The organism is Pseudarthrobacter sp. MDT1-22, from assembly GCF_054511035.1.
This window is the reverse complement of the sequence record NZ_JBTNDK010000012.1, coordinates 113,264-127,225: the sequence shown is the minus strand read 5'-3', so window position 1 is coordinate 127,225 and position 13,962 is coordinate 113,264. Positions and strand designations below refer to the sequence as shown.

11 protein-coding genes and 1 tRNA gene are annotated in these 13,962 nt (G+C 64.7%); 8 read left to right on the top strand and 4 right to left on the bottom strand.

Annotated elements, in window-relative coordinates; all coding sequences use genetic code 11:
* The first annotated feature begins 278 nt into the window (after positions 1-278).
* Complete coding sequence (locus tag ACX80M_RS11675; RefSeq protein ID WP_459309730.1) at positions 279-1,640, top strand: MFS transporter; 1,362 nt, start codon at positions 279-281, stop codon at positions 1,638-1,640.
* 90 nt (positions 1,641-1,730) lie between these two features.
* Here ACX80M_RS11675 and ACX80M_RS11670 read toward each other — a convergent pair whose 3' ends face one another.
* Both ACX80M_RS11670 and ACX80M_RS11665 read right to left on the bottom strand, forming a co-directional pair.
* Positions 1,731-3,269 carry an APC family permease gene (locus ACX80M_RS11670; RefSeq protein ID WP_459309728.1) on the bottom strand — a complete coding sequence of 513 codons (1,539 nt, stop codon included), beginning with the start codon at positions 3,267-3,269 and terminating at the stop codon, positions 1,731-1,733.
* 49 nt (positions 3,270-3,318) lie between these two features.
* Entirely contained in the window at positions 3,319-4,728 is a 1,410-nt protein-coding gene (locus tag ACX80M_RS11665; protein ID WP_252600947.1) for a flavin monoamine oxidase family protein, read from the bottom strand.
* A 142-nt stretch (positions 4,729-4,870) separates the two neighbouring features.
* Here ACX80M_RS11665 and ACX80M_RS11660 point away from each other — a divergent pair, with 142 nt between their 5' ends.
* The gene (locus ACX80M_RS11660) at positions 4,871-5,575 is read left to right on the top strand and encodes a TetR/AcrR family transcriptional regulator (protein ID WP_252600944.1); all 705 of its coding nucleotides are present in this window, start codon (positions 4,871-4,873) and stop codon (positions 5,573-5,575) included.
* Here the strand turns inward: ACX80M_RS11660 and ACX80M_RS11655 are convergent.
* Positions 5,564-6,019, bottom strand: a complete 456-nt coding sequence (locus tag ACX80M_RS11655) for a UPF0158 family protein (protein ID WP_459309725.1) — start codon at positions 6,017-6,019, stop codon at positions 5,564-5,566. The genes ACX80M_RS11660 and ACX80M_RS11655 overlap by 12 nt on opposite strands.
* Before the next feature lie 156 nt (positions 6,020-6,175).
* Positions 6,176-6,258 (bottom strand) — tRNA-Leu (locus tag ACX80M_RS11650).
* Between the two features lie 332 nt (positions 6,259-6,590).
* Between ACX80M_RS11650 and ACX80M_RS11645 the strand changes: the two genes are divergently transcribed.
* From ACX80M_RS11645 to ACX80M_RS11620, 6 genes are read left to right on the top strand one after another with little or no spacing between them, the layout of a single operon-like run.
* Positions 6,591-7,334, top strand: a complete 744-nt coding sequence (locus ACX80M_RS11645) for an FhaA domain-containing protein (RefSeq protein ID WP_252600938.1) — start codon at positions 6,591-6,593, stop codon at positions 7,332-7,334.
* Positions 7,331-7,813 carry an FHA domain-containing protein FhaB/FipA gene (locus ACX80M_RS11640; RefSeq protein ID WP_252600935.1) on the top strand — a complete coding sequence of 161 codons (483 nt, stop codon included), beginning with the start codon at positions 7,331-7,333 and terminating at the stop codon, positions 7,811-7,813. The genes ACX80M_RS11645 and ACX80M_RS11640 overlap by 4 nt, the downstream gene beginning before the upstream one ends.
* 2 nt (positions 7,814-7,815) lie before the next feature.
* Entirely contained in the window at positions 7,816-9,453 is a 1,638-nt protein-coding gene (locus tag ACX80M_RS11635) for a PP2C family protein-serine/threonine phosphatase (RefSeq protein WP_252614796.1), read from the top strand.
* Positions 9,450-10,838, top strand: coding sequence for an FtsW/RodA/SpoVE family cell cycle protein (locus ACX80M_RS11630; protein WP_252600931.1), 1,389 nt, complete (start codon positions 9,450-9,452; stop codon positions 10,836-10,838). Before ACX80M_RS11635 ends, ACX80M_RS11630 begins: the two co-directional genes overlap by 4 nt.
* Entirely contained in the window at positions 10,835-12,295 is a 1,461-nt protein-coding gene (locus ACX80M_RS11625) for a penicillin-binding transpeptidase domain-containing protein (RefSeq protein ID WP_252600929.1), read from the top strand. Before ACX80M_RS11630 ends, ACX80M_RS11625 begins: the two co-directional genes overlap by 4 nt.
* Complete coding sequence (locus ACX80M_RS11620) at positions 12,292-13,959, top strand: protein kinase domain-containing protein (RefSeq protein ID WP_252600927.1); 1,668 nt, start codon at positions 12,292-12,294, stop codon at positions 13,957-13,959. The genes ACX80M_RS11625 and ACX80M_RS11620 overlap by 4 nt, the downstream gene beginning before the upstream one ends.
* Positions 13,960-13,962 lie beyond the last annotated feature (3 nt).

The following is a 13,962-nucleotide window of genomic DNA, read 5'->3' as shown; positions in this document are numbered from 1 at the left end:
AATACCGGGCCAAAGGCCGTGCCATCGACCGCCGAACCTACCCCGCGACACTCACCACGAGAATCTTGACACCCGACCCAGACGACTAACCGAACGGCATTGCGCCTAGGGTGTTGCGTCCTCGCCTGATGCAATGCCTTACAGCATCAAACAATGCACTATTCGTGTTGGACGGGCATCGGAATTCCTGAATAAAGTGGTTCAACTCGTTGTGGCGCGAACAACAGCGCCGGCACCCGGGTCCCCGGACCCCGCCGCACCAATTCGAAGGAATACGCATGCAGTCTGTAGACACCGCTGTCACGGATGTGGCCATCGCCACGAAGAAGTTTTTCAAGCGGGTTCTGCCCATTATGCTCATCATGCTGGTGTGCAACCAACTCAACCGCTCCAGTATCGGCTACGCCCACGAGCATCTTGAGGCCGACGTCGGCATCGGAGCTGCGGCCTACGGCTTCGGGGCAGGGCTGTTCTTCATCGCCTACGCCATCTTCGAACTTCCCAGCAACGTGATGATGGAGAAGTTCGGCGCCAAGGTGTGGCTGGCCCGCATCATGGTCAGCTGGGGCATCGTCTCGTTCCTGATGGCCTTTGTCCAGAACGAAATGATGTTCTACGTGCTTCGGTTCCTGCTCGGCGCCGCCGAAGCCGGGTTCTTCCCGGCCGTCATCTTCTACTTCGCCCGCTGGGTTCCCGCGGGCCAGCGCGGCAAGGCGACGGCCATCTTCATCGCCGGCTCGTCCATTGCCGCAGCACTCTCCGGTCCCATCGCCGGAATTCTCCTCAGCCTTCATGATTTCGTGGGCATCCGCGGCTGGCAGTGGCTGTTCGGCTTCGAAGGCCTGCTCTCCGTGGTGGTCGGCATTGTGGTCTTCTTCCTGCTGGATGCGAAGATCCAGGACGCGAAATGGCTCTCAGCCGGTGAAAAGACAGCCCTTGTCGACGCCATCGCGGCGGAGGACGCCCTGCACGCCACAACCTCCGACGGGAAGGTCAACCGCTGGAAGATGCTGTTGAACCCGCAGATCCTGCTGCTCTGCGGCATCTACTTCTCCATCCAGCTCTCCATTTATGCCAACACGTTCTGGCTTCCCACCATCGTGAAGCAGATTCCCGACACCACGGACCTGAGCGTCGGCTTCCTGTCCGCCATCCCGTGGGTGTGCGCCGTCGTCGCGATGTATTTCGCCGCCAAAATGCAGGACAAGGCGAAGTCCAAGCGCCCGCTGCTGGTGGTGGCACTCCTGGTCGCCGCCGTGGGCACGCTGGCCGCTGCCGTCGCCACGCCGGTCCTGGCGCTGGTTTTCCTGGCCATTGCCGCCATGGGCTTCAAGAGCGCCTCGCCACTGTTCTGGACCATCCCGCAGTCCGGACTCCACCCGATGGTCCTCGCCCCGGCCATCGCAATCATAAACTCCCTAGGCAACCTCGGCGGCTTTGTCGCCCCGTTCGGATTCGGCCTCATCAAGGAGAGCACCGGCAGCGTTGTCCCCGGCCTCTTTGCCTTGGCCGCGGCGTCCACGCTGGCCGCCGGGCTGGTCTATTTCCTGAAGGAACGCCGCAGCACACCGAGGCCGGAGCAGCCAGCCGAGATTTCCGAATCCGAGGCGGCCCTGGAGCCTGTCGCTGCAGTCCGCTAAGCCCAGGGTGCCCTGCCCTGCACAAGCGTTGCGGGGCAGGGCAGCTCATGCGGTTCAGGGCAGCGAATGCGCAGTGCCACTCAGCGACACTCAGTTCCCGCGTGCCAGCACCTGCCCCTTGAAGAACTCGGGCCGCAGCCGGGACATCACCAGCATGATCACCACGCCCAGCAGGATCACGCCCATGCCCAGGATGAACACCATCCCCAGCCCGCCCACCGATGATCCGGAGCCGTACTCGGGGTCCATGGAATCGGCGGCGGTCTTGAAGAACATCACCAGCAGGATGACTCCACCCAGCAGCGGCGCCAGGAACTTGAAGAAGAAGGCGCGGCCATTGCTGAACGCCTGGGCCCGGAAGAACCAGACGCATGCCAGCGCTGTGATGCCGTAGTAGAAGCAGATCATCATGCCCAGCGCCGTGATGGTGTCCCAGAGCGCGTTCTCCGAGGTGGTCCGGGTGATGACGTAGAAGGCCGCTGCGGCAAGGCCCGCCGCGATCGTGGCGTAGCTCGGGGACTTGAAGCGCGGGCTGACCTTGCCGAAGCGTCCCGGGAGTGCTTTGTAGTGGCCCATCGACAGCATGGTCCGCGCCGGAGACACAAACGTGGACTGCAGCGAGGCCGCCGAACTGCTCAGGATGGCGAGGGACATCAGGATGGCGAACGGTCCCATCACCGGCCCGGACAGAACAGCAAAGATGCTCGACTGGTTGTCCGGATTCCCGGCACCGAGGCCGGTTTCGCCCACCCCTGCGAAGGACAGGGTGGCCAGCGCGACGGTCATGTAGATCGCGACAATCACCACCACGGTGACGGTTGCCGCCCGTCCCGGAGTCTTCTCCGGATTCTTGGTTTCCTCGTTCATGGTCAGCGTGACGTCCCAGCCCCAGTAAATGAAGATGGAGAGGGAAACCCCGGCAGCAAAGGCTGAGAAGGATCCGACCGCGAATGGGTTAAACCAGTCGGGCGAAATGGCAGTCGCATCAAACGCCGAGCCGTTGGCCACGTGACTGAAGGCAGCTACAGCAAACCAGCCCAGCACCAGCAACTGGAACGCCACCAATACATACTGCACGCCCTTCGTGGCTTCCATGCCCCGATAGGAAATCCAGCAAGCCAGGGCGATGAACACCAGGGTGGTGGCGATGTTCAGCGGAAGGTTCTTGCTCAGCTCGCCCAATTCCGGGTTGCCGAAAAGCTGGGCCAGCATGAGGTAGAAAAAGTCCACGGCGACGGCCGCCAGGTTGGACAGCACAATGATGGTGGCCGCAATCAGCCCCCAGCCACCCATCCAGCCGATCCACGGACCAAAGGCGCGCGATGCCCACGTGAACGAGGTGCCGGCGTCGGGCATGGCATTGTTCAGTTCGCGGTAGCCGAACGCCACCAGGATCATGGGGATAAAGCCCACCAGGAAGATCGCCGGCAGCTGAACCCCCACTTCCGAAACCGTTGGCCCCAGCGCCGCGGTCAGCGTGTACGCCGGCGCGATGCAGGAGACACCGATGACGACGGCGCCCAGCAATCCCACCGCGCCCGCCTTCAGGCCCTTCCCGCTCAGGCCCTTTTCAGCCAGGCCATTGCCCGGGGCGCGGGGTGGCTGTGCTGTCACTTCTTTGGGACTCATGGCCGTGCCTCTCTTTCATTCGACGCTGAATGGGTTGGAGCTGGTGCGCTCAGCCAACGGCGGCGGCTGCCTCGTTTGTCGCATGGGAAGTGCCCGCCGCGTCCACGATTCGCGCCGCTGTGCGCTGGCCCATGCGGACGGCTCCGTCAACGTGCTGGTAGCCTTCGGCGGCGAGGTCCGAGGAGCACCAGTAGATCGGGCCCACAGGAGTGTGCTGGTCCTTGCCGTAACGGTGCAGGCCGCCCAGATCGTAGCTGGCCGCGTACGCGCCCCGGGTCCATTCCTCGGAGCCCCAGTCGGATTCGTAGTAGACCTCGGGTTCCAGGGCCTTGTCCCCCAGGAACCCGGCAATCGATTCCAGGATGGCGCGGCGGCGGTCCTCGGCAGTCAGCTCGAAGACGGCGTCGGCCTTTTCATCCGAGACGAAGCCCACCAGGGTTCCCCGTGAATCACCGTGGTTGGTGTTGTCGTAGACCTCCTGGACCAGCGAACCGGCACCGAAACCCGTTCCGGAGAGTCCGTCTTCACGCCAGAACGGCGTGCTGTAAACGGCGTGGACCTTGATCACCAGGCCCAGCGACTGGTGCTGGTGCATCTGGTGCTGCCGCCGCGGAAGCGGCGGGTCAAAAGAGACGCGTGAGTAAAGGTTCGGTGGCACCGCCATGATCACAAAACGCGCATTCACGGTGGCGCGCTCCGAAACAACGCTGACGCGGTGTCCGCCTTCTCCGGCATCCTCCCAGCGGACCGTGCGCACCGGACTGTTAAGTACGACGTCGGCACCCAGTTCCGCTGCCTGCAGCAGGGACACCTGCTGCATCCCGCCTATGACCCGCTTGTCCAGGATGAAGTCCTCGTCGGTGAGGTGGCTGAAGGACCCGGCGGACGCTGCCATCAGGACCGCCTGCAGTGCCGAAAACGCGAGCGCGGGCTTGGTGAGCATGCCTCCGGCGATGAACAGGCCAATGTTGTTGCAGGCCTCCTCGTCGGCGGAGTTCCGGCGCAGCCAGTGGTGGAAGGAGATGGTGTCCAGCTCACGGGCCTTGGGATGGGCCCACGGCTCGGTGGCGCCGATTTCCGCGGCGAGGCCGTCCAGAATGCCGATCAGCTTGTCCATTTCCGCCCCGGTGGCTGCGCTCACCGGGAAGGAATCACCGGTGTAGCGGGTTTTCTTCCCGTCGGCGCCGACGTAGACGGACTCGCCCTCCCGGTAGCGGGAGTATGTCTTCAGGCCGAGCTCGTCCAGGAGCTCCAGCAGTACGGTCTGATCCGGGGAGACCCACTGGCCGCCGATTTCCAGCATGGCCCCGTCAATGGTGTCGGTCCAGGTTCGGCCGCCCACGCGGTCCCGTGCTTCCAGCACTGCCACGCTGAGGCCGGCCTTCCTCAGCTCGCGGGCAGCAGTGAGCCCGGAGGGTCCAGCGCCAACGATCACAACGTCACGGTCAAGATTCAGCATGATGTCCTCTCTATGGCCGGTCGAGCGACACGAACCACTAAATGAATGCCATTCATTTATTAGAACTATAGCTGTTTTGCGGTCCGCAAGGAAGAGCCGGGTGGAATAATGCTGGAGACATCTGCCCGCAGAAAGGCCAGCAATGCCGGCATCACCAGCCGCTTCACGAACTGCCACGGAACGCGAACCCGTGCCGCAAACCGGTGGGGCGCGGCGCCGCGTGGGGCGGCCCGCCGCGGCTGTCCTGGACCAGGCGGGCATCACGGCAGCAGCCCTGCGGCTCATCGGCAAGGACGGCTACGACGGTCTCACCATGGCCGCACTGGCCCGCTCACTGCACGTGGCGCCGTCGGCCCTTTATAACCATGTGGAATCCAAGCGGGACGTGCTCCTCCTCGTGGAAGACCATTTGACTGCCCTGGTGGATGTGACCGCATTCGCGGCGGAACCTTGGGAGTCCGCCGTGCGGAAGTGGGCCTGGAGTTACCGGGACGTCTTCGCGGAGCACACGCCCCTGATTCCCGTCATCGCAGTACTTCCCGTGACTGACGCACCGCAGACCCTCGCCATGTATGAGACCGTCAGTGCCGGCTTCCGGGCGGCCGGATTCCCGGAGGAGCGGATCGTGTCCGCCATCGTGGCCCTGGAATCCTTCATCTTCGGATCCGCCTACGACGTCACGGCCCCAGCCGACATTTTCGATTCCGGCAGCATGGCGGAATCGACGCCGAGCTTTACGGGTGCCGTCCGGAGCCTGGCCGCGCTGGGGCACGAGAAACCTGCAGACGTGGCGTTCAGCCTGGGGCTTGAGGCCCTTATTGCGGGCTTCGGGGCGTTACGCGAGTAGGCGCAGGGCTTTCTCAGCCTCATCCTGTTCCACCACACCAGATTCCGCCAACCACTCTATGGCGCGGCGCCGCATGGCTCGGTTATGGAATGAGAACCATAGGGTCTGAAGCTCGGGGAACTCTGCGAGCGTGTTCCTGAAACGCCGGAATGCTCCCTTGCCGTCTATTGCGCGCCAGAGCAGGTCCTTGGCGCGTTCATCCCGCACATCCGCGATGAACGATTCCATGTCGCGGTAGGCCTCATACGGTCTTATCGGTTCCACAAGGATGGCGCCGCGTGCTTCGAGGTCTTCCTCGGACTCTTCGGCTTCGTCAAGCGAGTCCCTCAGCCAGAGGCTGGTCTCTCCCGTGCGGGGGTCGAACCAGTACCTGGAATCCCAGTCGGACGAGGAATCGAGGGCGAGTTGCAGCATTTCCATATCAATTGCGCCCAATGTCAGCATGAGCAGTCCTCCGGCCGCATGATCCAGCGGGGGTCACTCGCATGCTATACCCACAGTTACGCCCGCGGCATGCCGGATTCGGGGCCCAGCGTTAAGGACCGCCCCGGCGTTAAAGAAAGGAACCCCGGTCCGAAGACCGGGGTTCCCTTGATTGCGTGCGCGAGGGGGGATTTGAACCCCCACGCCCTTTCGGACACTGGCACCTGAAGCCAGCGCGTCTGCCGTTCCGCCACTCGCGCGCAACTTCTTTTTCCATGAATTACGGCCGGTTTCCCGGATCCGCAACCTTGTAAAAGCAGCGAGATCAAGCATAACGGACATCGGCGGCAAAACACCAATTGAGCCTCGGGAGGGGTCAAATTCCCCGCCGGGAGGGGGCCGGCATGGAACCCCTAGCGAACTTTTCCGGGGGCCTGGCCGTTGTGGATTAAGGTCATTCACAGGCCTGCCCAGTAGTATCTGATGTAGTAGTGCCTGCCACTGCCAGGCAGGCTGCTGGGTTCTGAACAGCATTGTTGGCTGAGTTCCGGAACGAAAACTGCCCCGCTGCCGGGGGGAAAGGAGAAGGACCATGGGATTGCTGGACAAGGTCGAGCGCGGCATCGAAAAAGCCGTCCGCGGTGTCTTCTCCACCGGTTCGCGCGCCCAGGTTGAACCTGTGGAAATCGCCAGCCGGCTCCGCCGCGAGGTGGACAACAAAGCCCTCACCATCGCCGCCGGCCGCACACTGGCCCCCAATGTCTTCGACGTCCAACTCAGTGATGACGACTTCAGGAGGGCTCAGGACTGGGGCACGCCGCTGGCCGAAGAACTCTGCGACGTCGTCATCAACCACGTCCGGAGCCAGGGCTACACCCTCCAGGGCTCGGTGCGGATCTCTTTCCGCCGGTCCGAGGATCTTCGCGCTGGCAACTTCGAGATCGTCTCCTCCACTGAGAAGTCCAAAGCCGGCCCCGGAGTCTCCTCGGCCAGGCCCAACATGCCCGCAGCCCCCAGCCGCCCGCCCGTACGGCTGCAGCCCGTCCTGGACATCGACGGCCAGCGCTACTCGCTTAATGCCCCCTCCGTCGTCCTGGGCCGGTCCTCCGAGGCCGACATCCTGATTGACGACACCGGCGTCTCGCGCCGCCACCTCGAGATCCGCACCGCCAGCGGCGTCACCAGCGCTGTGGACCTCGGCTCCACTAACGGCAGCTACGTCAACGGCCATAAACTGGCAGGCAGCACCGAACTGACCGACGGCTCCACCATCACGATGGGACGGACAAAGATCATCTTCCGCCTGCTTCCCGCCAACCCTGGGGGCCGCCCATGAGTGACCTGACCATCACTGCCCTGCGGTTTGGGTTCCTGATCCTGCTCTGGGTCCTCGTCTTCAGCATCGTTTCGGCCATGCGCAGGGACCTGATGGTGGGCCGCAAAGCCGCCGCAGGCACCCCCACCGCCCGTCAGGTCCGCAAAAACCCGGAACTGGCCGAGGCTCCGCCGCAGCCGCTCAAGCAGCAGGCCCACCAACTGGTGGTCACCGAAGGTCCGCTCAAGGGAACCACCATCCCCCTGGCCGCCAGCCCCATCCTGTTGGGCCGCGCTCAGGAAGCCACACTGGTACTTGAGGACGACTACGCCTCCGGCCGCCACGCGCGGTTGTTCCCGCAAGGCAGTCGATGGTTCATCGAGGACCTTGGCTCCACCAACGGCACCTACTTGGCCGACCAGCAACTTACCCGGGCTCTGCCCGTTGAGCTTGGTGTACCCGTGAGGATCGGCAAGACGGTCATCGAATTGAGGCCGTAGCCATGGCCGCTGACATTCCCGCCGGCGGGGCCACACCCGTCCAGCGGCCCCTCATCATGCGCTATGCCGCGCGCTCGGATGTGGGACGCATCCGGGCCAAGAATGATGACTCGGCGTACGTCGGCCGCCATTTGGCAGTGGTCGCGGACGGCATGGGTGGCCACGCGGGCGGCGATGTTGCCTCCGCCGCCACCGTGCTGGACATGCTGCATCTGGACCACGGCGACTACGACGGCGACGCCGGCACGGTCCTCGCCGACGAGATCCAGACGGCCAACTCCCTGCTATCCGAGCTGGTGCATATCAACCCCAAGCTCGCCGGCATGGGCACCACCGTCACATCCCTGCTGCTCGCCGAGGGCAAGCTGCACTTCGCGCATATCGGCGACTCCCGGGCGTACCGCCTGCGTGATGGCGAGTTTGAACAGGTCAGCGTGGACCACACGTTCGTCCAGCGGCTGATCGATGAGGGCCGGCTCCGGCCCGAAGAGGCCGAAACCCACCCGCACAAAAACGTCCTCATGCGCGTTCTAGGCGACGTCGACGCCAGCCCCGAGCTGGATCTGGACACCCTGGACGTCAAACCCGGGGAGCGCTGGTTGCTGTGCTCGGACGGGCTCAACTATGTGGCCGGACATGTGGTGGAACGGACCGTCCGCGAGACAAAAGATCTGCGTGAGTGCGTCGAAACCCTGATTAACCTGACGCTGGAAGCCGGCTCACCGGACAACGTCACCGTGGTCATGGTGGAAATCACCGAGGAAACGTCCGACGACGTCAGTACCGCCGCCGTCGACATCATCCCTTCACAGCTGCTCACCGAAGCCCTCGCCGCGGGCGGCGAGGCCGCCAGCGCTTCACCGGACCCCGAGGCGGCCGACGACAAAAAGCCCGCCGCCGACAAAGCCCCCGAAAAGCCAGCCGCAAAGGAACCCCCGCCCTCCACCGACCCTCATCTCGGCGAGCACCTTTCGGCCGAAGTGCTGCGGCAGGAACTCGCATCGCGCCCGCACGAACTCGTCGGTGCTGCGGCCACTGCGGCCGAGTCCGGCTCCATTCCCACCATCGCCGGCCGCACCGTGGCCCGGCGGGCCGCCACCGTCCTGACGCACAAGGCCGACGCCCCCGTTGCGGAGGCGGATGACCTCCTGGGACAGCCCAAACCCCGCCGCTGGGTCACTTTATCCATCGCCGCGTCCGTGCTGGTGGTGCTGACCGTGGGCCTCTGGCTCGGCTACGCCTGGACCCAGACCCGCTACTACATCGGGGAATACGATTCCCGCGTGGCCATCTACAACGGTGTGTCGCAGCGGCTTGGTCCCATTCAGCTTTCAACCCTCGAAGCCGTAACAGAGATCCGGATGGATTCCTTGCCCCAGTTCTCCCAGCAGCGCGTCCGGCAGACAGTTCCCGCGCGTGACCTCTACGACGCCCAGCGGATCGTGAAGAACCTCGAAGGCACCGGCACCATTGCTCCGCCGGATGAGTGCCTGACCCCCTCGCCCACTCCGGCCCCAACAACTGCGCCGGCTGCAACACCCACCGCACCTGTCCCGTCGCCGGACCCGTCCGCTCCTGCGGCAGCGCCGGCCCCTGCCGCCTCACCCACCCCCACTACCGCCTGTGAGGGGGGCCAGTGAGCCAGCTCAGCACCATCCCCAAGCCCCGGCGCAACGTGGAACTGTTGCTGCTGATCCTCGCCCTGTCTGTGGGCATCGGCGCCAACATGCTGGTGGGCGTTGACCAGGCGAAGGCGTTCGACTCCGATTTCTGGTTCCAGTCCAGCCTCCTCGCTGTGGCCGCCCTGGTCTTCCACGTTGTCCTGCGGATCCGGGCTAAATATGCCGATCCGGTGATACTTCCCTTGGTGGTGGCACTCAACGGCCTGGGTCTCGCGATGATCCACCGCCTCGACGCCCCCGGGGAGGACACCGGCAACAACCAGCTGCGCTGGACCCTGATCGCCATGGCCGTGGCCATCGGCGTGATCTGGTTCCTCAAGGACCACCGGGTCCTCCGTCGCTTCACCTACATCTCGCTGGCTGTGAGCGCGCTCCTGCTGATTCTTCCACTGGTGCCCGGCATCTCGGCCGGCGAAATCCTGGGCGCCCGGGTCTGGATCCGGGTGGGTCCCATGACATTCCAGCCGGGTGAGATCGCCAAGATCACCCTGGCTATATTCTTCGCCGGTTATCTTTCCTCCAACCGCGACCTCATTCTGCTGGCTGGCCGCAAGATCGGCCCGCTGCAGTTCCCCCGGTTCAAGGACATGGGGCCCATGATCACCGCCTGGCTGGTGAGCATCGGCGTGTTGATCTTCCAGCGCGACCTCGGGTCTTCCGTGCTGTTCTTCGGCCTGTTCATCGTGATGATCTACGTGGCCACCAGCCGTATCAGCTGGGTGGTTATCGGCTTGGGCCTCATCCTGGGCGGCGGCTTCGTGGCAGCCCAGGTGTTTTCCCATGTCGAAGTCCGCATCTATGGCTGGCTGAACGCCTTCAGCCCAGACGTGTACGAGACCGGCAGCCGGCAAGTCATCGAGGGACTCTTCGGCATGGCCAACGGCGGCCTGGTGGGTACCGGCCTGGGCCAGGGCCGGCCGGACCTGGTCCCCTTCGCCAACAGCGACATGATCATCGCGTCCATCGGCGAGGAGCTGGGCCTGATCGGACTGTTCGCCGTAGTGCTGATGTACGTCATGCTGTTCACGCGAGGGTTCCGGGCAGCACTGGGCACCCGGGATGCCTTCGGGAAACTGCTGGCCTGCGGACTTTCCTTCGCCATCGCCCTTCAGTGCTTCGTGGTGATCGGCGGAGTCACACGACTGATCCCGCTGACCGGCTTGACCACGCCGTTCCTTGCCGCCGGCGGTTCGTCGCTGCTGGCCAACTGGATCATCGTTGGCCTGCTCCTGCTGATCTCCCATACGGCGCGGGGACCGGTGGACACCACACCACTTCCTCCCGGCGGCGCTGCGGAACCTGCAGGAATTGATACTCCCACCGAGGCGGTGAAACGAGCGTGAACCAAGCAATCCGTAATTCCTGGGTGGCAGCGATCGCCATGTTTGCCCTGATCTTCGGCGCCATCAGCTTCGTCCAGGTGGTCGGTGCCGATGACCTCAAGGGCAACCCCCTGAACCAGCGGGCCATTCTGCAGAATTACTGCAACGACCGCGGCGCCATCATCGTGGGCGGGGAGCCGGTGGCCGAATCGGTGGAAGGCACCTCGGAGGTCTGCCAGTTCCAGCGGACCTACGCGCAGCCAGCACTCTATGCAGGCATCACGGGCTACTTCTCGAAGAACTACGGTGCCACCGGCCTGGAAGTTGCCATGAACGCCCAGTTGGCCGGCAGCTCCGACCAGCAGTTCTTCGACCGGATCGGCCAGCTCTTCCTGGGCAACCAGCCGAAGGGCGCCTCGGCGGAACTCACCATCGATCCCGCCATCCAGAAGCTCGCCTACGACCTCATCCCGGACGGCCAGCGGGGATCCATTGTGGTCACCAACCCCAAGACCGGCGCCATCCTGGCCATAGTGTCCAAGCCGTCCTATGACCCCAACCTGATCGCCACCCAGGACCCCAACGCCGAAACCACCAACATCAACGAGCTGGTCAAGGTCCCCGGCATCAACCTGAACCAGAATGTCAGCGGACCCACGGGCGAGTTGCTCGCTCCGGGATCAGTCTTCAAGCTGGTGGATACCGCCGCGGCCCTCGCCTCAGGGAAGTACAACAAGGACAGCGTGCTCCCCAACCCGGCCGAGATGCCCTTCCCTGGGATCCAGTACAAACTGCCGAACTACGCCGGAGGCAACTGCTACACCCAGGACAAGGCCAGCTTTGCCTTCGCCCTGCAGCAATCCTGCAATACGCCGTTCGCCAGCATTGCCCTCGACCTAGGCCGCGACGCCATCGCCGAGCAGGCCGCAAAATTCGGCTTCGGCGAGGATCTGGGCGACCAGCTCAAGCTCGCCTACGCCAGGGGCAGCGGATTCCCCGATGACATGGACGGGCCAGGCCTGGCCCAGTCCGCCATCGGCCAGAAGGACGTGCGCGCCACTCCGCTGCAAATTGCCTTGATGACCTCGGCCATCGCCAACAACGGCGTCCAGATGAGCCCCAGCCTGGTCAAGACCGTGCGGTCCCCGGACCTCAGGGTCATTGACGAGCCCCAGCCTGAAGCGCTCCGGACGTCCACCACCCCGGAAATTGCCCGCCAGATCACCGAATGGATGACCAGTGCGGTGAGCCAGGGCATAGCCCGCGGGGCGGCCGTCCCCGGCGTCCAAGTGGCCGGCAAGACCGGAACCGCTGAACTGGGCAACGGCCTGAACAACTCATGGTTCACCGGGTTTGCCCCGGCGAACAACCCGGAGGTGAGTGTCACCATCGTCATGGAAGGCGTCGACATCACCACCGGCGCACAGCTAACCAGTCCGAACGCGAAGAAGATTTTTGAGGCGGTGTTGAATAAGTGAGGCCTACAACGGGAATCACCCTCGGCGGCAGATTCCAGCTGACCACGCGGATTGCGATCGGCGGGATGGGAGAGGTCTGGAAGGCCAAGGACCAGGTCCTGGGCCGGATTGTCGCCATCAAGGTACTCAAGGAGGAATACACCGGTGACCCCGGTTTCCTCCAGAGGTTCCGCGCCGAGGCACGCCACACCGCCCTGTTGAACCACGTGGGCATCGCCAATGTCTTTGACTACGGCGAGGAGGATGGCTCGGCCTACCTGGTCATGGAGCTCGTTCCGGGCCAGCCGCTGAGCAGCATCATCGAGCACGAGCAGGTGCTGTCCCCGGACCGGACGCTGTCCATGATGGCGCAGACCGCCCGCGCCCTTTCCGTCGCCCACGCCCAGGGGCTGGTCCACCGCGACATCAAGCCCGGTAACCTGCTGATCACCCCCGACGGCCGCGTCAAGGTCACCGACTTCGGCATCGCCCGCCTGGCCGACCAGGTCCCGCTGACACAGACAGGCCAGGTAATGGGCACCGCCCAGTACCTCGCCCCCGAGCAGGCCACCGGCCAGACCGCTACCGGCGCCTCGGACATCTACTCACTCGGCGTGATCGGTTACGAGTGCCTCACCGGGCACCGGCCCTTCTCCGGCGAATCCCAGATCGCCATTGCCCTGGCGCAGGTCAACGACGCCCCGCCGCCGCTTCCGGAGACCCTGCCCAAACCGGTCCGCGCGCTGCTGATGTCCATGCTGTCCAAGGACCCCAAGAACCGCCCGGCCAACGCCATCAAGCTGTCGGAAGCCGCCGAGGCCATCCGCAACGGCGATATTGACGCCGCGCACGCAGCGGTTCCCGGCATGCTGCTCTTCGAGGCAACCACGGGCCCCATTACCGCGCCGGTGGACATTGCCACGGCACCCACCGGAGTCATCGCCCAGAAGGACAGCAACACGACATCGACGTCCGCCCTGCCCGTGCTGGGTGCCGCTGCCGGCGGCGCTGCAGTCGGCGCAGCGGCCGCGGGAGCCGGGAGCACGCTTTCGCGTGCGGACGCCCTGGCCGCGGAGCGCAGCTGGGTGCAGGAGGAAGAGAAGTACGACGACGAACCGGAGGACGAGCCCGAGCGTCGCGGCCGCAGCCCCTGGACGTGGCCGCTGGTCGCCTTGATCGTGCTGGTTCTGTTCGCGCTGGTGGGGTTCTTCCTGACGCAGGCCGGGATTTTCAACCCGGCCAGCACCACCACTAACTCTGCATCCAGCAACCCGCCGTCCACCAGCGCCAGCCCGTCAAAAACCTCGGCGTCCGCTACGCCTACCCCCACCCGGACCACCGACGCGCCCACGCCCACGCCCACCCCCAGCACCGTGGACATCATTTCGGCGGCCTACCTCGGGAAGGACTACCGTCAGGTCCAGGGGACGCTGGAAACCATGGGCCTGTCCGTCCGGGTCATCCCGCAGCAGAGTACTTCCGCCGCCGGAACGGTGTTGCAGGTCAACCCCACGGGCACCGTGCCCAAGGGGGCTGAAGTGACTGTGACCTACGCCGTCCCGGTCCCGGCCAGCACGCCGACAGCTCCGCCATCCACGCCGGCCGCCCCTGCTGAGCCAACGTCCACCCTCCCCAAATGCAACCCCGGCCAGCTGCCGGGATTGCCTCCTACCTGCGCGCCGTAGCGG